An 18713-nucleotide genomic window follows, 5' to 3' on the forward strand; every position below is an offset into this window, starting at 1 on the left:
GCGTCTGGCTATCGCTAGCATGAGGGGAGCACGTCGGTGGCAATTGAAGTTGTTTCGGCGTCGATGATGACGAGCGACGAGACCACGCATATGGCGCGGTGCGTCGGCGGAGATCGCTGGGTGGTTTCCTGGCTACCGGGTCGCACATTGTCCGGACAACAGGCTGTGACCGCCATGACCATCGCCTCCACGGTCGCCAACTCACGAATCCCCACGACCACGGAATGGGCCATTCTCGACGACCTGGCCCTCGAACTGGGATTGACCGCCCGCGAGGCGGTCTACATGGTGGCCCAGGAAAATCACGACTATCGCAAGACCGTCAAACCGCGTCGCCGTTCCCTCGAATAGGCACGCCGCTCGAGTGGGAATCATCTCGACCGGGAAGCGAAGCGGCCCGGTCGATTTCTCGCGTGTTCACGCAGAGCGCGAATGCGCGGGACCGCCCCGTGCGCGGCCAGGCCGGTGATCCCATTACCCTGGGAGACAATTGACGTCCCCCGAGATCAGGAGCGCGATCGGTGTTCGAATCCCTGTCCGACCGGCTTACCGGTGCCCTCAAGGATCTGCGCGGTAAGGGGCGTCTGTCACCGGCCGACATCGACGCCACCTGTCGCGAGATCCGGCTAGCCCTGCTCGAAGCCGACGTCGCGCTGCCGGTGGTGCGCGGTTTCATCGCCCGGATCAAGGAGCGGGCCAAGGGCGCCGAGGTCTCCGCGGCGCTGAATCCGGCCCAGCAGGTCGTCAAGATCGTCAACGAGGAACTCGTCGGGATCCTCGGCGGCGAGACCCGGCGGATCACCCTGGCGAAGACCCCGCCGACCGTGATCATGCTCGCCGGTCTGCAGGGTGCCGGTAAGACGACCCTCGCGGGCAAGCTCGCCAAATGGCTGAAGGGACAAGGACATCAGCCGTTGCTGGTGGCCTGCGACCTGCAGCGTCCCGGCGCCGTCACGCAGCTGCAGGTGGTCGGTGAGCGCGCGGGCGTGCCCGTGTTCGCCCCGCACGGCGGCACCTCCATCGGCGGTGGCGACAACGCGCTCGGCGTCAGCGCCGCCGATCCGGTCGTGGTCGCCCGCGACGGTATCGAAGAGGCCCGCGCCAAGCAGTACGACGTGGTCATCGTCGACACCGCCGGTCGTCTCGGCATCGACGAAGAACTGATGCGCCAGGCCGCGGGCATCCGCGACGCCGTGCAGCCGGACGAGACGCTGTTCGTGCTCGACGCGATGATCGGTCAGGACGCGGTCAGCACCGCCGAGGCCTTCCGCGACGGCGTCGGCTTCACCGGTGTCGTGCTCACCAAGCTCGACGGCGACGCCCGCGGTGGCGCCGCGCTGTCGGTGCGCGAGGTGACCGGCGCGCCGATCATGTTCGCCTCCACCGGTGAGAAGCTCGAGGACTTCGACGTCTTCCACCCGGACCGGATGGCCAGCCGCATCCTCGGCATGGGCGACGTCCTCAGCCTGATCGAGCACGCCGAGCAGATCTACGACCAGGAACAGGCCGAGGAAGCCGCCCGCAAGATCGGCAGCGGCGAGATGACGCTCGAGGACTTCCTCGATCAGATGCTCGCCATCCGCAAGATGGGCCCGATCGGCAACCTGCTCGGCATGCTGCCCGGTGCGGGCCAGATGAAGGACGCGCTCGCCGCCGTCGACGACAAGTCGCTGGACCGGGTGCAGGCCATCATCCGCGGCATGACCCCGGCCGAACGGGCCAACCCGAAGATCATCAACGCCTCCCGCAGGCTGCGCATCGCCAACGGCTCCGGCGTGCAGGTCTCCGAGGTCAACCAGCTCGTCGACCGCTTCTTCGAGGCGAAGAAGATGATGGCGATGATGGGCCGTCAGATGGGCATGCCCGGCTCGCGGCGCGCCAACAACAAAAAAGGCAAGAAGGGCAAGAAGGGTGGCCGCGGCCCCACGCCGCCGAAGGTGCGCGGTGGTATGCCCGGCCTGCCCGCGGGAATGCCGGGGATGCCCGCCGGAATGCCGGACCTCTCCAACATGCCCGCCGGACTGGACCAGTTGCCGCCCGGACTCGAAGGGTTCGACTTGTCGAAGTTGAAGTTCCCGAAGAAGTAGATGTTTTTTCGCCGCCCCGCACCGAGATCGCCGGTGCGGGGCGGTGTTCTGTGCACGGCTCTGCCCGCGGTCGGATTCGATGCGTGACTGTCAGGGGGCGTGGACGTTAGGTTGGAGGCAGCCGACGTCGTCTGGAGGTTGCTGTGCATCTGCGAGGTGTGGTTCTCCCCGGGGAGGAAGTCCGCGATCTGTGGGTGCGGGACGGGCTGGTGTCGTTCGAACCGGTGCCCGGCGCTGAAACACTGTGCCGCACAGGGTGGATCGTGCCCGGCCTGGTCGACGCGCACTGCCACGTCGGGATCCGCTACGGCGGCGGCGACGAGGATCACGACGGCGCCATCGCACAGGCCGAGACCGAACGCGACGCCGGTGCGCTGCTGCTGCGCGACGCCGGCTCGCCCATCGATACCCGGTTCATCGATGAGCACGAGGAACTGCCGCGGATCATCCGCGCGGGCCGCCACATCGCCCGCCCGCGCCGCTACATCCGCGAGCTGGGCATCGAACTCGACGACGAGCGCGACCTGCCGGAGATCGTCGCCGAACAGGCCCGCTTCGGCGACGGCTGGGTGAAGATCGTCGGCGACTGGATCGATCGCTCCGTCGGCGACCTGCGTCCGCTGTGGAGCGACGCCATCCTCAAGGAGGCGATCGCCGCCGCCCATGCCAATGGTGCCCGCGTCACCGCCCACGTCTTCGGCGAGGACGCGCTACCCGGCCTGATCGACGCGGGCATCGACTGCCTCGAGCACGGCACCGGACTCACCGACGACACCATCGAGATGATGGTCGAGCACGGCACCGCGCTCGTGCCGACCCTCGTCAATATCGACACCTTCCCCGAAATCGCCGACAGCGCAGGCAAATTCCCCACCTACGCCGCGCACATGCGCGACCTGCACCGCCGGGTCCGCGGCACCGTGGCCAACGCCCACGACGCGGGCGTGCCGATCTTCGCGGGCACCGACGCGGGCGGATCGATCCGGCACGGTCGTATCGCCGACGAGATCACCGCCCTGTCCGGAGCCGGTCTGTCCGCGCACGACGCTCTCGGCGCCGCTTCCTGGAATGCCCGCACGTGGCTCGGTCGTCCCAGCATCGAACACGGTGCCCCCGCGGACTTCGTTGTCTACCAAGAGGATCCGCGCACCCACCCCGAAACCCTCACCACCCCGTATGCGGTAATCCTGCGCGGCCGCTTGTATGCCGACCACACGCCCGTCGCCGGCCACCGGTAGCCGACCGGAATCCCGCGGTGCGATTACCGCCACCATTTTCCCGTGATCATGATCGCGTCTCGGGTGCCCGCGTAGGGTCACGGGATATGAGCATTCGCCTCGGTTATCAGATGCCCAACTTCAGTTACGGCACGCCAGTTCGCGAGTTGTTCCCGACCGTTGTCGCGCAGGCCACGGAGGCGGAGGCGGCCGGGTTCGACACGGTGTTCGTGATGGACCATTTCTATCAGTTGCCCGGCCTCGGTGAACCGGAAGATCCGATGCTGGAGGCCTATACCGCGCTCGCCGGAATCGCCGCGGCGACGGAGCGAATTCAATTGTCCGCGTTGGTGACCGGCAATACCTACCGCAATCCGGCTTTGCTCGCGAAGACCGTCACCACGCTCGATCTGGTCAGTGCCGGTCGCGCGATTCTCGGCATCGGCGCGGGCTGGTTCGAGCTGGAGCACAAGTCCTATGGCTTCGAATTCGGTACCTTCACCGAGCGTTTCGAGCGGCTCGGCGAGGCGTTGCAGATCATCGAGCCGATGCTGCGCGGCAAGCGTTCCACCTTCGACGGCAAGTGGTATCGCACCGACGACGCCATCAACGAGCCGCGGCTGCGCGACGATCTACCGATCATGCTCGGCGGCGCGGGGGAGAAGAAGACCTTCGCGCTGGCCGCTCGCCATGCCGATCACCTCAACATCATCTGCAATGCCTCGGAGCTGCCGCGGAAGATGGCGGCGCTGCATCAGCGCTGCGCCGAGATCGGCCGTGATCCGGCCACGCTGGAGGTCAGTTACCTGTGCTTCCTGATGGTCGACGAGGACGGCGACCAGGCGCGCGAACAGCAACGGGACTTCTTGCGCAGCATCGATATCGATCTGTCCACGCTGTCCGAGGAGGAACGCGAGCAGACCGTCGCCGACCGTCAGTTCGTCGGCACCCCCGACGAGGTTGCCGAACAGTTGCAGGCCAGGGTGCTCGACCACGGGGTGCAGGGCATCATCGTGAACATGGTGACGAACGGCCACGAGCCCGGCGCGGTCGAACTCGCCGGACGCGCCCTTGCTCCGCTGGTCCGCTGAGTATCGAAGGCCCTGAAAAGCGTTGGGGCGCGAAAACTTTTCGGCTCGATAGAATTGGTCTTGTGACGACGACCACACCGCGGCGCGCGTCCTACGGCTTCGACGCGCCGCCGGTCATGCTCACGTTGGGTGTTCTCGCGGTCGGCTTCCTCGCGGCCGCCGTCGGCAACGCGGTGGTCGGCAATGCCGCACCGGCCTGGCTGACCCTGCTGGGCGGCCTCGCCATGGCCACGCAGTTCGCACTGTTCCTGCACGCGACCCGGCGCGGAAAGTTCCGCGCCTGGGAGCGCTTGCTCGACGATCTCCGGTTGCGCGGCGACGAGCGCCTGCTCGACCTGGGCTGCGGTCGCGGCGCGGTGCTGCTGGCCGCTGCCAAGCGCCTGCCGAAAGGTCGCGCGGTCGGCATCGACCTGTGGCGCTCGGTCGACCAGTCCGGCAACAGTCTCGCAACCACCGAGCGGAACGCCGTGGCCGAAAACGTCGCCGACCGCATCGAATTGCACACCGGTGACATGACCGCCCTGCCGTTCCGCGACGGCGAATTCGACGTGATCGTCTCCAGCCTCGCCATCCACAACATCAAAGCCCCCGCGCGCCGGGCCGCCGCCGTGCGCGAGGCACTGCGCGTGCTGCGCCCCGGCGGGCACCTCGTGCTGGTCGACATCGGCCGGACCGGCGAATACGAGTCCACGTTGTCTGCGAACGGGGCGGAGACGCTCACCGCGCGCACCCTCGGCTGGCAGCTGTGGTGGGGCGGGCCCTGGACGAAGACGCACGCGCTCACTGCCGAGGCGCCGCCCGCGACTTGAGCGCGAGGGACGGCGGAATTCCGCGGCACCGATGAATTCCGTTGGCGCGGCACGTCTTCAATAGAAGATGCATTCCCGACCGGCAGGAGCAGCGATGCGGGAGCTGATAGTGACCGAGAACATCACCCTGGACGGCGTGATCGAGGCCGCGGACTGGTTCGCCGTGGCCAACGCCGAAGGGGTGGATCAGTCCGACCTCACGGCGGTGCTGGGCACGCACATGGCGAACTCCGACGCGGTGCTGTTCGGCCGGGTCTCCTTCGAGGAGATGCGCGGGTACTGGCCGAAGCAGACCGACGACCCGACCGGTGTCACCGACCACCTGAACACAGCGACGAAATACGTCGTGTCCAGCACCCTGGAAGACCCCGAGTGGGAGAACACGGTGATCCTGCGCGGTGTGGCCGAGCTCCGCGCGGTGCGTGAGCAGCCGGGCAAGGACATCGTCGCGACCGGCAGCATCCAGCTGGTGCACACCCTCATCGCCGCTGATCTGGTCGACGAGTACCGTCTGTTCGTCTACCCGGTGGTCCAGGGCACGGGCCGGCGTTTGTTCGCCGATGCCGCGCGTATCCCGTCGTTGTGCCTCGTAGAGACGCACCCGTTCACATCCGGGGTGGTGCTGCTGCGTTACCGGCGGCCGTAGCGAGCCGGTGCCTCTCTCCAGGGTGCGATTTCTGGGGAGGATGACCCATCTGGCACAATGAACAACCGTCCTTCCGGACAAGTGTCAGCCCGTCTCCGGTTACGTACCGCGCGGCGGTCACACACTCCATGCGCTAAACCGGGCTCGCAGACCGTGCGGGTCGCTGAATTGCGCCGTGACCAACCTACGAAAGAGGCAGAACAAGCATGGCTGTTCGCATCAAGCTCACCCGCCTGGGCAAGATCCGCAACCCGCAGTACCGCATCGTCGTCGCCGACGCGCGCACCCGCCGGGACGGCCGGTCCATCGAGTCCATCGGCCTGTACCACCCGAAGGAAGAGCCGTCGCTCATCGAGATCGATTCCGAGCGCGCTCAGTACTGGCTGAGTGTCGGCGCGCAGCCGACCGAGCCCGTCCAGCGCCTGCTGGAGATCACCGGCGACTGGCAGAAGTTCAAGGGCCTGCCGGGCACCGAGGGCACCCTGAAGACCAAGGCCGAGAAGACGTCCAAGCTGGACCTGTTCAACGCCGCGCTGGCCGCCGCCGACAACGGCCCGACCAACGAGGCCGTCACCCCGAAGAAGAAGGCCGCCAAGAAGGAAGAGGCCGCTGAGGCCCCTGCCGCTACCGAGGCCTCCGAGTAATGAGCGCCGTCGTCGCCGATGCTGTCGAACATTTGGTTCGCGGCATCGTCGCCAATCCCGATGACGTCCGCGTCGAGCTGATCACCGGCCGCCGCGGACGCACCGTCGAGGTGCACGTGCACCCCGACGACCTGGGCAAGGTGATCGGTCGCGGCGGTCGTACCGCGACCGCGCTGCGCACCCTCGTCGCCGGCATCGGCGGCCGGGGCATCCGGGTCGACGTGGTCGACACCGATCAGTAGATGGAACTTGTCGTAGGACGGGTCGCCAAGTCGCACGGCGTGCGCGGTGAACTGGTCGTCGAGATACGCACCGATGATCCCGCGGCCCGGTTCGCGCCGGGCAGCACGCTGCGCGGTCGGCTGCCGCGATCCACGGAAGTCCGCGACTTCACCGTGGAGTCGGCCCGAGAGCACTCGGGCCGGCTTCTGGTGTTTCTCGCCGGTGTCGCCGACCGGGACGCGGCCGCCGCATTGCGCGGCACACTGTTCGTGGTGGACAGCGAAGAGCTGCCGCCGTCCGACGACCCGGACGAGTACTACGACCACGAACTCGAGGGGCTGACCGTCCAGCTCACCGACGAGACTGTGGTCGGCACCGTGCGCGAAGTACTGCATTCCGCTGCGGGAGAACTGCTTTCGGTGACCGCCGCGGAAGACGGCCGGGAGATCCTGATCCCCTTCGTCACCGCCATCGTGCCAACGGTGTCCCTCGCGGACCGGCTGATCGTCATCGATCCGCCCGAAGGACTCCTCGATCCGGAATGAGGTCGGCGTGAAACTCGATGTCGTCACGATCTTCCCGGAATACCTGGAGCCACTGCGAACGGCGTTGCTGGGCAAGGCAATCGACAAGGGCCTGCTCGCGCTGGACGTGCACGACCTGCGCCGATGGACCCACGACGTGCACAAGTCCGTCGACGATTCGCCCTATGGCGGCGGTCCGGGCATGGTCATGAAGCCGACCGTCTGGGGTGACGCCCTCGACGAGGTCTGCCCCGACGACGCGCTGCTGGTCGTCCCCACACCCGCCGGTGTGCCGTTCACCCAGGAGACCGCGCACCGCTGGGCCGCCGAAGACCACCTCGTTTTCGCCTGCGGCCGCTACGAAGGCATCGATCAGCGCGTCTTCGACGACGCCGCCCGCCGAGTCCGCGTCGAAGAGGTCAGCATCGGCGACTACGTCCTCATCGGTGGCGAGGCCGCCGTGCTCGTCATGGCCGAAGCCGTCGTCCGCCTGCTGCCGGGTGTTCTCGGCAATCAGCAATCCCACCAAGAGGATTCGTTCTCCGACGGCCTGCTCGAAGGCCCCAGCTATACCCGCCCCGTCGTCTGGCGCGACCTCGAGGTCCCCTCGGTGCTGCTGTCCGGCGACCACGCCAAGGTGGCCGCCTGGCGCCACGAGCAATCCGTCGAGCGCACCCGCGCCCGCCGCCCGGACCTGCTTCCCGGCACCGACTGAAGGTGCTCTCGCGTCGAGAGCACCTGTCTACGGCAGTAATCCGTGCCGACGTGCGGTGACCACGGCTTCGTGGCGGGTGTGCGCGTCCAGCTTGGTCATGGCGTTGCGGAGGTAGCTCTTGATGGTCTCCGGCCCGACCGAGAGGCGTTGGGCGGCTTCCTGATTGGTGCAGCCGAGCGCGATCTGGGCGAGCACGTCCAACTCCCGCCGAGACAGATGCGGTGCATCTGTGGCCGGGTCGCCGACCATCACGCGCGTCAAACGTTCGCAGACGGTGTGTAGACGATTGCGGAGGTGGTCGTCGGCCGAGTGGACCATGCCGCGCAGTTCGGCGTGGATGTCGCGCAGCTCCTCGGCCATGGCGGGTGCGGTGTCGGAGGCCGGGTTGGTCGCCTCGAGCAGCCGCAGGCGCCGGTCCACCTCATCGCGGATGGCGATCTCGGTGGCCAGCCGGCGACCGGCCTGCACGACGAGGTCGGCGGTGCGATCGCCCAGCGGGCTCGCGCCACGCGTCGCCGCGTAGAGCACCGCGCGCGAGCGCTGGCCGACCACCACCGGCACCGCGACGATCGAGCGCAGCCCTTCGCCGGAGACCGGTCCGTCGTAGTGGTGGGTGATGCTGGAGGTGTTGAAGTAATCCGAGACCGAGGCGGGGCGGCCGGAATCCATCACGCGCCCACCGAGACCCGAGGTGCGCAGCACCGAGAGTCCGCGCAGGCCGTTGGTCAGGGTGCCGACGAATTCTGATAGCAGCAGTGCATCACCGTGCACTTCGCCGCCGAACGCCACCGGCACCCGCGCCGTGCCCGCTACCCAGCGGATTTCGGCGCGCAAGGCGTCGGCGTCGCGTGGACGCAACAGTGAACTGTGGGTCATGGGACTCACCCCTTTTCGGGGGTAGTGGGTGATCGATGTGACCCACATCCTATTGGGTGAGCGGGATCATGATGAGGAGTGGCGGAAATGGGCACCGACCTGACTGCGCGGGTGCGCGAACTGCTGGACATGTACGACCGGCCCGACGCGTGCGCGGCGGACCTGCTGTGTGACCGGCATCCGGCGGATGCGATCGCCTTCACCATCGTCGATCGCGACCTGTCCTCGATCGATCTCACCTACGGCGAACTGCGTGAACGTTCAACGCGTTTCGCCACCGGCCTGGCCCAACTGGGGATCCAGCAGGGCGACCGGGTGGCGACATTGATGGGGAAATCCACCGATCTGGTGGTGGCATTGCTCGGGATCTGGCGTCGGGGTGCGGTGCATGTTCCGTTGTTCACCGCGTTCGCGCCGCCGGCGATCGCGTTCCGGCTGGAGGCGAGCGGCACCTCGATCGTCATCGCCGATGCCGATCAAGCGGCCAAACTGGCGCCCGGCCCCGACCTGCCCGCCGACCCGCCGTGGCAGCTCATCGTCAGCGGTGACGCGCCCGAGGGCACGCTGGGCATGCTGGATCTGCTCGCCGAAGACGCGCAGCACGAACCGGCGGCGGTGATCGGCGGCGACGGTCTGCTGGTCGAGCTGTTCACCAGCGGCACCACCGGAACGCCCAAGGGCGTGCCGATTCCGTTGCGCGCACTCGCGTCGTTCCAGGCGTATCAGGAGTTCGCGCTGGACGTGCGTGCGGACGACGTCTTCTGGAACGCGGCCGATCCGGGCTGGGCCTATGGCCTCTACTGGGCGATCATGGCGCCGCTGGCCAGCGGTGTGCGTGGCATCCTGTTGCACGCCGCGTTCTCGCCGACGCTCACCTGGCAGGTGCTGGGACGCTTCGGCGTCACCAACTTCACCGCCGCCCCGACGGTCTATCGCGCACTGCGCGCCGACAGCGCCGGGGCGTCGATGCATGCCGCACTGCGGCGCGCCTCGTCCGCCGGTGAACCGCTGACCCCCGAGGTGGTCGCGTGGTCGCAGGAGCATCTGGGTGTCGCGGTGCGCGACCATTACGGGCAGACCGAGCACGGCATGCTGATCTGCAACTCCTGGCACGAGGCGCTCGACGCCGAGGTCCCGGCCGGCTCGATGGGCCGGGCGCTGCCCGGGTGGACGTGTGCGGTGCTGTCCGATGACAGCGACACCATCGCGCCCACCGGCGAGCTCGGCCGGGTGGCCATCGACACCGAAAACAGCCCGCTGCTCTGGTTTCTCGGCTATCTCAACGCCCCGGAGCGCACCGCACAGCGCTACACCTCCGACGGTCGCTGGTACCTCACCGGCGACGCGGGCTCGCAGGATGAGAACGGTTTCTTCCGCTTCTCCGCGCGCGACGACGACGTGATCATCATGGCCGGTTACCGGATCGGCCCGTTCGAGGTGGAGAGCGTGCTGGTGTTGCACGACCAGGTCGCCGAGGCGGCGGTGGTCGGCATGCCCGACGAGCTGCGCGGTGAGGTGCTCGAGGCGTTCGTGGTGTTGCGCGACGGGTTCGCCGGTAGCGTCGAGCTGGAGGCCGAGCTGCAGGATCTGGTGAAGAAGAAGTTCGCCGCCCACGCCTACCCGCGCACGGTGCACTTCGTGGAGAGTCTGCCGAAGACGCCGAGCGGCAAGGTGCAGCGATATGTGCTGCGGCAGAAGGGAAACAAGTGATGGCGCTGCCGAGTTACGCGTCCGGCACCTCGGAGACCCCGCTGCTCGGTGACACCATCGGCGGCAATCTCGACCGCACCGTCGCCGCCTACCCGGACCGGGAAGCGTTGGTGGACAAGCCCACCGATCGGCGCTGGACCTACCGCGAGCTCGGCGCCGCGATCGACGCGCTGGCCAGCGGACTGGCCGCGCGCGGCATCGGCAAGGGCGACCGGGTCGGCATCTGGGCACCCAACTGCGCCGAATGGTTCTTCGTGCAGTACGCGACGGCGAAGATCGGCGCGATCCTGGTCAATATCAATCCCGCCTACCGCACCAGCGAGCTGGAATACGTGCTGTGCCAGGCGGGTGTGCGGGTACTGGTCGCGGCGCCGGAGTTCAAGACGTCGAACTATGTCGCGATGATCGAGGAGGTCCGGCCGAACTGCCCGGCACTGGAGCAGGTGCTGGTGCTCGGTACGCCGGAATGGGATGAGCTGGCCGGCACCGCGATCGACGCGGATCGGTTGGCCGTGCTGGGCGCGGAACTGTCCATCGACGATCCGATCAACATTCAATACACCTCGGGGACAACAGGTTTCCCCAAGGGCGCCACACTGAGCCACCACAACATCCTGAACAACGGCTTCTTCGTCGGCGAACTGTGCGGCTACACCGACCAGGACCGGATCTGCGTGCCGGTGCCGTTCTACCACTGCTTCGGCATGGTCATGGGCAATCTGGCCAGCACGAGTCACGGTGCGGCGGTGGTGATTCCGGCACCGGCGTTCGATCCGGTGGCGACCCTGGCCGCCGTCGAGTCCGAACGCTGCACCTCGCTCTACGGTGTGCCGACCATGTTCATCGCACTGCTCACCGAATTGGATTCCGCCACACCGGATCTGTCGAGCTTGCGCACCGGCATCATGGCGGGCTCGCCGTGTCCCGTCGAGGTGATGAAGCGGGTCATCGACCGGATGGGCATGCACGAGGTGTGCATCTGTTACGGCATGACCGAGACCTCGCCGGTGTCCACTCAGACCCGCCGCGACGACGGCATCGACCGCCGTACCGCGACCGTCGGCCGGGTCGGCCCGCACCTCGAGGTCAAGATCGTCGATCCGGCAACGGGTCTCACGGTGCCGCGCGGCGAGCCGGGCGAACTCTGCACCCGCGGCTACTCGGTGATGCTCGGCTACTGGAACGACCAGGCCAAGTCCACCGAGGCGATCGACACCGCCCGCTGGATGCACACCGGCGACATCGGCGTGATGGACGACGACGGCTATCTGGCGATCACCGGCCGCATCAAGGACATGGTCATCCGCGGCGGCGAGAACGTCTACCCGCGCGAGATCGAGGAGTTCCTCTACACCCATCCCGACATCCTGGATGCGCAGGTGATCGGCGTGCCCGACCCGAAATACGGTGAGGAGCTGATGGCTTGGGTCCGGATGCGCGACGGTGCGGCACCGTTGGACGCCGAGGCCGTGCGCGCGTTCTGCGCGGGCAAGCTGGCGCACTTCAAGATTCCGCGCTATGTGCACGTGGTCGAGGAGTTTCCGATGACCGTTACCGGCAAAATTCGCAAGGCGGAGATGCGTGAATTGTCACGTGGGCTCCTGGGTTTGCCACAGGAAGTCTGATATCGCTGCTGGTGAGAGACGTTAACGTAGCGGATGCCCCGAATTGTGTGGTCATGTGAGTTGCCGGTGATCCACATATGGTGGAACAAGGTCATTTTCGGGGATTGACAAATCTGATATCGAAAGGTCTTGCATGTCCATCAGTTCGTTATCACGTGTCCTGGCTGGCGTTTTCGTCGGCGCCGCACCACTGCTCATGGTCGCACCGGCCGCCTCCGCGGCGCCGAACAGCCCCTACGAATGCTCGGGTATTTACCTGACAAGTGATGGTTCCGCGGAAGTGGAGTCGTGCATTTATGCGGAGAACGGCGTGCCGAGGGCATTCGGTGGAATCACCTTCAAAAACGATTCCATCAATTCGAAGAATTGCACCATGGTGGTGACCGTCGTGGATAAAGACGCATACGCCAACGGGGGCACCGATGAGCACGTCGCCACCAGCGGGCCATTTCCTTGCACCAATGGCAGGTACCCCTCCCCGCCGTTGACCGTGGATCAGGCCCTGTCGAAGCCGGGACATCGGTATGTCAGCTTCACCGAGGTCACCAAGGACGGCAACGGGATCATCCGGATGTACAGCCCGGAATTGATCTTGCCGTAGGCAATTGGGTCCAGTTGCGCGAACCACCGAACCAGGCCGAGCGTGCTCGGCCTGGTTCGGTGCGTCGTGCCGAAGACCGGGACCAGCGGTGACACGGCACGTGCGACCCGGTTCCACTGGGTGCGGGCCCCGTGTCGGGTGGTCCCGGTAGTGTCTGCGGACGTGACGACAGCGCCCGAGACTGTAAGTGCAGAGTCCGACCCCGCCGTGCTCCCATCCGCGACGCCCCTCGGTGTCGCGAGCCAGGCGAGTGTGAACCGTCGTATCGCCGACGAACTCGCGGTGCGGGAGAGCCAGGTGCGTGCCACCGTCGAGCTACTCGACGCCGGCTCGACCGTGCCGTTCATCGCGCGATACCGCAAGGAAGTCACCGGCGGCCTCGACGATGCGCAGCTGCGCCTGCTCGACGAGCGTCTGCACTACATCCGCGAGCTCGACGAGCGCCGCGGCGCCATCCTCGAATCCATCCGCGGCCAGGGCAAACTCGACGACGCGCTGCACCAGCAGATCATGCTCGCCGAGACCAAGGCCCGGCTCGAGGACATCTACCTGCCGTACAAGCCGAAGCGGCGCACCAAGGCGCAGATCGCGCGCGAGGCGGGCCACGAGCCGGTCGCCGACGCGCTGATCAACGACCCGACCACCGATCCCGCGCAGTACAACGCCGAGCAGCTCGACGGCGCGCGGTCGATCCTGGTCGAGCGGTTCGCCGAAGACGCCGACCTGGTCGGTGAGCTGCGCGAGCTGATGTGGAACCGCGGCCAGGTCCGGTCGACCGTGCGCGCGGGCAAGGAGGAGGCCGGCGCCAAGTTCGCCGACTACTTCGAGTTCAACGAGCCGTTCACCAAGCTGCCCTCGCACCGCATCCTCGCGCTGCTGCGCGGTGAGAAGGAAGACGTGCTGTCGCTCCATCTCGAGCCGGACACCGAAGAACTCGAGCCGGGCGAACGCTCGATTTACGAGGGACGCATCGCCGTCAAGTTCGGCATCGCCGACAAGGGCCGCGCCGCCGACACGTGGCTGCTGGACACCGTGCGCTGGGCGTGGCGGACCAAACTGCAAGTGAGCCTTGGCATCGACACCAGGATGCGGCTGCGGCAGGCAGCCGAGAAGGACGCCGTCGACGTGTTCGCGGCGAACCTGCGCGACCTGCTGCTCGCCGCGCCGGCCGGCACCCGCACCACCATGGGTTTGGACCCCGGCTACCGGACCGGCGTGAAGGTGGCCGTCGTCGACGCCACCGGCAAGGCGGTCGCCACCGAGGTGATCTACCCGCACAAGCCGCAGGGGCAGACCGAGAAGTCCCTCGCCGTGCTCGGCGCGCTGGTCGCCCGCTTCGGGGTCGAGCTCATCGCCATCGGCAACGGCACCGCCTCGCGGGAGACCGATGCCCTTGCCACCGAACTCATTTCGCGCATTCCGGAGAACAAGCCGACCAAGATCGTGGTGTCCGAGGCGGGCGCGTCGGTGTACTCCGCCTCCGCCTACGCCACCCAGGAACTGCCCGACATGGACGTGTCGCTGCGCGGCGCGGTGTCGATCGCGCGCCGCCTGCAGGACCCGTTGGCCGAACTGGTGAAGATCGATCCGAAGTCGATCGGCGTCGGCCAGTACCAGCACGACGTGTCCGAGACGCTGCTGGCGCGTTCGCTGGGTGCGGTGGTCGAGGACGCGGTGAACGCGGTCGGCGTCGACGTGAACACCGCCTCGGTGCCGCTGCTGTCGCGGGTGTCCGGCATCGCCGGTTCGGTGGCGGAAAGCATTGTGGCGCACCGGGATCAGAACGGGCCGTTCCGTAGCCGGACCGCGCTGCTCGAGGTACCTCGGCTCGGGCCCAAGGCGTTCGAACAGTGCGCGGGCTTCCTGCGGATTCGCGGCGGTGACGACCCGCTGGACACCTCCGCGGTGCACCCCGAGGCGTACCCGGTGGTCCGGCGGATCATGGAGAAGACCAGCCGCGACATCACCGAGGTCATCGGCAACACGACCGTGCTGCGCTCGCTGCGCGCCGACGAGTTCACCGACGAACGCTTCGGTCTGCCGACCGTCACCGACATCATCAGCGAGCTCGAGAAGCCCGGCCGCGACCCGCGACCGGAGTTCAAGACCGCGGAATTCGCCGCGGGCGTGGAGAAGGTCGCCGACCTCGAGCCCGGCATGGTGCTCGAAGGGGTCGTCACGAACGTCGCCGCGTTCGGCGCGTTCGTCGACATCGGTGTGCACCAGGACGGGCTCGTGCACGTTTCGGCGATGTCGCACAACTTCATCAAGGATCCGCGCGAGGTGGTGAACACCGGTGACGTGGTCAAGGTGAAGGTGCTCGAGGTCGACGTCGCCAGGCAGCGCATCGGATTGTCGCTGCGGCTGGACGACGAGCCGGGCGTCGCCGCCAAGGGCGAACGAGGCGAGAACCGGCAGCGTGGCCAAGGTGAGCGCAAGGGTGGCGCGCCGGAGCGGCAGAATGGGCAGGGCAAGAACCAGCAGGGCCGCAATCAAGGTCAGCGGAACCAGGGCCAGGCTCGCGGCGGTGGCAATCAGCGCCGCAACGCGCCCGCGCCGACCGGTTCGATGGCGGATGCGTTGCGCCGGGCGGGTTTCGGGCAGTAGTTCGGACGGAGGATTCAGGCGGCCATGCGACGGTGGCTCAGTGAGGATGTGATCGCGCAGGGCAGGCTCCCGCTGCTGTGCTTCCTTCTAGGGTTCATCGTCGGCTTCCTGTTGATCCGGCTCAGCGTCCGGCTGATTCGGAAACAGGTGCGCTGGTGGCCGGGCAACGTGCGGTCCGGCGGGGTGCACATTCACCACATGGTGTTCGGGGTGATCCTGGTGCTGGCGTCCGGCGTCGGCATGGTCACCCAGTACCAGACCGCCGACACCACCACGGCCGCCGTGCTCGCCGCCGCCTTCGGTGTCGGTGCCGCGCTCACCCTCGACGAATTCGCGCTGATCTTCTATCTGCGCGACGTGTACTGGGAGGAGCAGGGACGCACCTCGGTCGACGCGGTGTTCGTCGCGCTCGCGGTAACCGGGTTGCTACTGCTGGGTTTTCACCCGCTGTGGTTGCTGGACATCAACGACTTCCGCAGCGACCCGAGCATCGAGGTCCGGGTGTTCGTGGTCGCCTTCGCCGTGGTGAACCTCGGGCTCGCGGCCATGGTCATCGCCAAGGGCAAGATCTGGACCGGCCTGTTCGGCATGTTCTTCCTGCCGTTGCTCGTGGTGGGTGCGCTCCGCCTCAGCAGGCCGGGCGCGCCCTGGGCCCGCTGGCGTTACGCCGACCGCCGGCGCCTCATGTACCGCGCCATCGTCCGCGAACGCCGCTACCGCCGCCCTGTCATCCGCGCCAAAATCTTCGTCCAAGACCTGGTCGCCGGTAAACCCGACGTCGAACATGTCCGCACCGCCGCCGAAGCCGAGCTGACCCGCACCGTGGTGCCCGCCCCACCCGCACCCCACCGCCACCACTTGTCCCTGTTCTCCTCGGACCATGAGCCGGTGGCGGACACACCTGACGCCGAGCCGGTGGTCCACGCGCCTGACCGTGAGTGAGTGCCGGTTACGACCTGATCCGGCCCGCTGAAGCCCGGCCATGGGGGCCGATTTTTCCGGCGACCCCCTGATCTGGCACAATACTCAGGTTGCCCTGGGTGATCGTGGACCAGGCGCATCCCCTTGAATCGGAGCATGAACCGGCCGAGCACGCGATGTGCCGCCAGGGTCCTCTGTTCGCGCGAACCCATAAGGATGGAAATGAACACCCTTGACTTCGTCGACGAGAAGTCGCTGCGCAGCGACGTCCCCGACTTCCGGCCGGGCGACACCCTCAATGTGCACGTAAAGGTCATCGAAGGCTCGAAGGAGCGCATCCAGGTCTTCAAGGGCGTCGTCATCCGACGCCAGGGCGGCGGCATCCGCGAGACCTTCACGGTCCGCAAGGTGTCGTTCGGTGTCGGCGTGGAGCGCACCTTCCCGGTGCACACCCCGAACATCGACCACATCGAGGTCGTCACCCGCGGTGACGTCCGTCGCGCCAAGCTGTACTACCTGCGCGATCTGCGCGGCAAGGCCGCCAAGATCAAGGAAAAGCGCTGAGCTGACCTGTCGCGCCCCGCGCGGCACGTCGTGGCTGTCGCCACGCAGAGCTATCTCGAATAGCCCGATATCTCCGGATGTCGGGCTATTCGCTTGTTCGGTGCCGGGTAATTCGGCCGAATTGCCGATGGTCGAATCGGAGCGGCCATATGCAGCGAATTGCTGATGGCATGGCACTCGTATTCGACGGCGCGGCGCTCCACTGCCGCACCCGTTCCGCGAATCGGCCCCGCCGTCGAATCGGCCACGGACTCGAAACGATCTTGCCAGGTAGCGGCCCTGAGCGGCGGCGTTCGTGCGGTCCACGCCGGTCGCGCCGGTTGACCGGACGCCGCCGGATGTGCTGAAATCCGTTCCGACGGAGCAGGACTGAGCCGTTCACCAGGGGGTGGGGGATTCGCATATCGCTGACGTCTCGACGCGTGAGCTCGATTCGTCGCAGTGCAATTCGGCTGTCGCTAGTGATCGATCAGTGCTGGATTCTGTCCAGGATCGGCAAACAAACAAGCCGAGACTGTCGAAGGTGAATTCAGGGAAGGGGAATGATCAATGGTTTCGAAACTCATCAGCACGGTAGCGGTGGCGGGGGCTTTGCTGGCAATGCCCGCGGTGGCCGGGCTCGCGTCCGCCTACCCGGGTGGGAACAATCCGCACGGCCCGTACGACACCTTCGAGTCCTGCAATACCGACCGGTGGAGCGCCGATCGGGAAGTCAACGGCGTGGTCTACGACTGCTACGTCGGCGACGGGAGCAACGGCACGATCAGCGGCAAGTACTACTTCACGATCATGTGGCACTGAGCCCGCATCGTCGGCGGACCGCGGTAGTCGCGGGGTGACCTGACCGGCAACGGACCTCCGAGTCGAGTTCGCGCTGTTCAGCAGCGCCTCGCTCGGGGGTCCTGCCATGTCGGCACGAAACTCTGTCGGGTGAGCCGGGCACGCCGGTGCCTAGGGCATGATCAACCGAGGGTAGTACCGAAGGTCGCGTCAGTGGACATGAACCTGTACTCCACTGCAGCACCCCCAATGAGCGGGCTAATCTAGTCCGCGTGGCAGACGAAAGCGGGTCGATTGCGGTGTCCGGGTCGGACGACGAAGGAAACCGTCCGCGCAGCAGGCGGCGCGGAAAGCAGCGCAAACAGCGACCGTTCTGGCAGGAGCTGCCGATCCTGGTCGTGATCGCGGCGGTGATCGCAGCCCTCATGGTCACGTTCATCGGGCGCCCGTACGTGATTCCGTCCCAGTCGATGGAGACCACCCTGCACGGCTGCGCCGGTTGCACGGGCGACCGCATCTACGTGCAGAAACTCAGCTACTACTGGGGTGATCCGAAGCCGGGCGACGTCGTCGTGTTCGTCGGACCGCCCTCCTGGAACGACACCTACCGATCGATCCGATCGGACAACGCCGCCGTGCGCGGCGTGCAGAACTTCTTCTCGTTCTTCGGCCTGGTGCCCCCGGACGAGAACGACCTGGTCAAACGCGTGATCGCGGTCGGCGGGCAGACCGTCGAATGCTGTGATCCGCAGGGGCGGGTCATCGTCGACGGCAAGCCGCTGGACGAGCCTTATGCCCGCTACATCGTCCCGTATACCCCCGGCCAGCCCTTCGGCGCCGGTGGCGGGCGCGAGTTCAAGCCGGTGAAGGTGCCCGAGGGGCATCTGTGGGTGATGGGCGACAACCGCAACGAGTCGCGGGATTCGCGTGCCCACATCAAGGACGAACTCCAAGGCACCGTGCCGGTGGACAACGTCCGCGGCAAGGCCGTCTTCAAGATCTGGCCGCCCGGGCGGATCGGTCCGGTGCGTTCGGAGAACGCCCAGGAAAACTAGACCATCAGCGGCCGCAGCA

Annotated in this window: 19 protein-coding genes; 18 read left to right on the forward strand and 1 reads right to left on the reverse strand. The window is 67.0% G+C overall.

The features are described 5' to 3' along the window. Window positions 1-36 precede the first annotated feature (36 nt). From IBX18_RS17700 to trmD, 10 genes are all read left to right on the forward strand, one after another. A complete protein-coding gene (locus tag IBX18_RS17700; protein WP_306796301.1) occupies window positions 37-351 on the forward strand; it encodes a hypothetical protein in 315 nt (104 codons plus the stop codon). Window positions 352-521: 170 nt separating this feature from the next. Next, entirely contained in the window at window positions 522-2087 is a 1566-nt protein-coding gene (gene ffh / locus IBX18_RS17705; RefSeq protein WP_194834711.1) for a signal recognition particle protein, read from the forward strand. A 143-nt stretch (window positions 2088-2230) separates the two neighbouring features. Further along, window positions 2231-3325 carry an amidohydrolase family protein gene (locus IBX18_RS17710; protein WP_194834712.1) on the forward strand — a complete coding sequence of 365 codons (1095 nt, stop codon included), beginning with the start codon at window positions 2231-2233 and terminating at the stop codon, window positions 3323-3325. 86 nt (window positions 3326-3411) lie between these two features. Beyond that, window positions 3412-4395, forward strand: coding sequence for an LLM class F420-dependent oxidoreductase (locus IBX18_RS17715; RefSeq protein WP_194834713.1), 984 nt, complete (start codon window positions 3412-3414; stop codon window positions 4393-4395). 62 nt (window positions 4396-4457) lie between these two features. After that, the gene (locus tag IBX18_RS17720; protein ID WP_306796302.1) at window positions 4458-5204 is read left to right on the forward strand and encodes a class I SAM-dependent methyltransferase; all 747 of its coding nucleotides are present in this window, start codon (window positions 4458-4460) and stop codon (window positions 5202-5204) included. Between the two features lie 94 nt (window positions 5205-5298). Further along, the gene (locus IBX18_RS17725) at window positions 5299-5850 is read left to right on the forward strand and encodes a dihydrofolate reductase family protein (RefSeq protein ID WP_194834714.1); all 552 of its coding nucleotides are present in this window, start codon (window positions 5299-5301) and stop codon (window positions 5848-5850) included. A gap of 206 nt (window positions 5851-6056) precedes the next feature. Continuing rightward, window positions 6057-6494, forward strand: a complete 438-nt coding sequence (rpsP, locus tag IBX18_RS17730) for a 30S ribosomal protein S16 (protein ID WP_194834715.1) — start codon at window positions 6057-6059, stop codon at window positions 6492-6494. Beyond that, window positions 6494-6736, forward strand: a complete 243-nt coding sequence (locus IBX18_RS17735) for an RNA-binding protein (protein ID WP_011210690.1) — start codon at window positions 6494-6496, stop codon at window positions 6734-6736. The genes rpsP and IBX18_RS17735 overlap by 1 nt, the downstream gene beginning before the upstream one ends. Next, window positions 6737-7261 (forward strand): ribosome maturation factor RimM, encoded by a 525-nt coding sequence (gene rimM / locus IBX18_RS17740; protein ID WP_194834716.1) that lies wholly within the window; start codon window positions 6737-6739, stop codon window positions 7259-7261. Window positions 7262-7268: 7 nt separating this feature from the next. After that, window positions 7269-7955, forward strand: a complete 687-nt coding sequence (gene trmD, locus IBX18_RS17745) for a tRNA (guanosine(37)-N1)-methyltransferase TrmD (RefSeq protein WP_194834717.1) — start codon at window positions 7269-7271, stop codon at window positions 7953-7955. Window positions 7956-7982: 27 nt separating this feature from the next. On the opposite strand, the gene IBX18_RS17750 is transcribed toward trmD, so the two are convergent. Then, window positions 7983-8831, reverse strand: a complete 849-nt coding sequence (locus tag IBX18_RS17750; protein WP_107658387.1) for a LuxR C-terminal-related transcriptional regulator — start codon at window positions 8829-8831, stop codon at window positions 7983-7985. An 87-nt stretch (window positions 8832-8918) separates the two neighbouring features. Between IBX18_RS17750 and IBX18_RS17755 the strand changes: the two genes are divergently transcribed. From IBX18_RS17755 to lepB, 8 genes are all read left to right on the forward strand, one after another. Then, on the forward strand, window positions 8919-10541 hold the full coding sequence (locus IBX18_RS17755) for an AMP-binding protein (RefSeq protein WP_194834718.1): 1623 nt from the start codon (window positions 8919-8921) through the stop codon (window positions 10539-10541). After that, window positions 10541-12166, forward strand: a complete 1626-nt coding sequence (locus tag IBX18_RS17760) for an AMP-binding protein (protein ID WP_194834719.1) — start codon at window positions 10541-10543, stop codon at window positions 12164-12166. Before IBX18_RS17755 ends, IBX18_RS17760 begins: the two co-directional genes overlap by 1 nt. A gap of 133 nt (window positions 12167-12299) precedes the next feature. Continuing rightward, a complete protein-coding gene (locus tag IBX18_RS17765) occupies window positions 12300-12767 on the forward strand; it encodes a hypothetical protein (RefSeq protein ID WP_194834720.1) in 468 nt (155 codons plus the stop codon). Between the two features lie 207 nt (window positions 12768-12974). Beyond that, a complete protein-coding gene (locus IBX18_RS17770; protein WP_194834942.1) occupies window positions 12975-15374 on the forward strand; it encodes a Tex family protein in 2400 nt (799 codons plus the stop codon). A gap of 24 nt (window positions 15375-15398) precedes the next feature. Next, window positions 15399-16316 carry a hypothetical protein gene (locus IBX18_RS17775; protein WP_107658382.1) on the forward strand — a complete coding sequence of 306 codons (918 nt, stop codon included), beginning with the start codon at window positions 15399-15401 and terminating at the stop codon, window positions 16314-16316. A gap of 201 nt (window positions 16317-16517) precedes the next feature. Next, window positions 16518-16859, forward strand: coding sequence for a 50S ribosomal protein L19 (gene rplS / locus IBX18_RS17780; RefSeq protein ID WP_029893064.1), 342 nt, complete (start codon window positions 16518-16520; stop codon window positions 16857-16859). A gap of 549 nt (window positions 16860-17408) precedes the next feature. Further along, window positions 17409-17660, forward strand: a complete 252-nt coding sequence (locus tag IBX18_RS17785; RefSeq protein ID WP_194834721.1) for a hypothetical protein — start codon at window positions 17409-17411, stop codon at window positions 17658-17660. Window positions 17661-17911: 251 nt separating this feature from the next. Continuing rightward, the gene (gene lepB / locus IBX18_RS17790; RefSeq protein WP_370465358.1) at window positions 17912-18694 is read left to right on the forward strand and encodes a signal peptidase I; all 783 of its coding nucleotides are present in this window, start codon (window positions 17912-17914) and stop codon (window positions 18692-18694) included. Window positions 18695-18713 lie beyond the last annotated feature (19 nt).

This window comes from Nocardia sp. XZ_19_369, assembly GCF_015355715.1.
Classification (GTDB): Bacteria; Actinomycetota; Actinomycetes; order Mycobacteriales; family Mycobacteriaceae; genus Nocardia.

What these genes read in the sequence shown, in the direction of transcription:
- IBX18_RS17715 (WP_194834713.1), top strand. Translation starts at nt 3,412, where the DNA reads ATGAGCATTCGCCTCGGTTATCAGATGCCCAACTTCAGTTACGGCACG.
- IBX18_RS17725 (WP_194834714.1), top strand. Translation starts at nt 5,299, where the DNA reads ATGCGGGAGCTGATAGTGACCGAGAACATCACCCTGGACGGCGTGATC.
- rpsP (WP_194834715.1), top strand. Translation starts at nt 6,057, where the DNA reads ATGGCTGTTCGCATCAAGCTCACCCGCCTGGGCAAGATCCGCAACCCG.
- IBX18_RS17735 (WP_011210690.1), top strand. Translation starts at nt 6,494, where the DNA reads ATGAGCGCCGTCGTCGCCGATGCTGTCGAACATTTGGTTCGCGGCATC.
- rimM (WP_194834716.1), top strand. Translation starts at nt 6,737, where the DNA reads ATGGAACTTGTCGTAGGACGGGTCGCCAAGTCGCACGGCGTGCGCGGT.
- IBX18_RS17750 (WP_107658387.1), bottom strand. Translation starts at nt 8,831, where the DNA reads ATGACCCACAGTTCACTGTTGCGTCCACGCGACGCCGACGCCTTGCGC.
- IBX18_RS17755 (WP_194834718.1), top strand. Translation starts at nt 8,919, where the DNA reads ATGGGCACCGACCTGACTGCGCGGGTGCGCGAACTGCTGGACATGTAC.
- IBX18_RS17760 (WP_194834719.1), top strand. Translation starts at nt 10,541, where the DNA reads ATGGCGCTGCCGAGTTACGCGTCCGGCACCTCGGAGACCCCGCTGCTC.
- IBX18_RS17765 (WP_194834720.1), top strand. Translation starts at nt 12,300, where the DNA reads ATGTCCATCAGTTCGTTATCACGTGTCCTGGCTGGCGTTTTCGTCGGC.
- IBX18_RS17775 (WP_107658382.1), top strand. Translation starts at nt 15,399, where the DNA reads ATGCGACGGTGGCTCAGTGAGGATGTGATCGCGCAGGGCAGGCTCCCG.
- rplS (WP_029893064.1), top strand. Translation starts at nt 16,518, where the DNA reads ATGAACACCCTTGACTTCGTCGACGAGAAGTCGCTGCGCAGCGACGTC.
- IBX18_RS17785 (WP_194834721.1), top strand. Translation starts at nt 17,409, where the DNA reads ATGGTTTCGAAACTCATCAGCACGGTAGCGGTGGCGGGGGCTTTGCTG.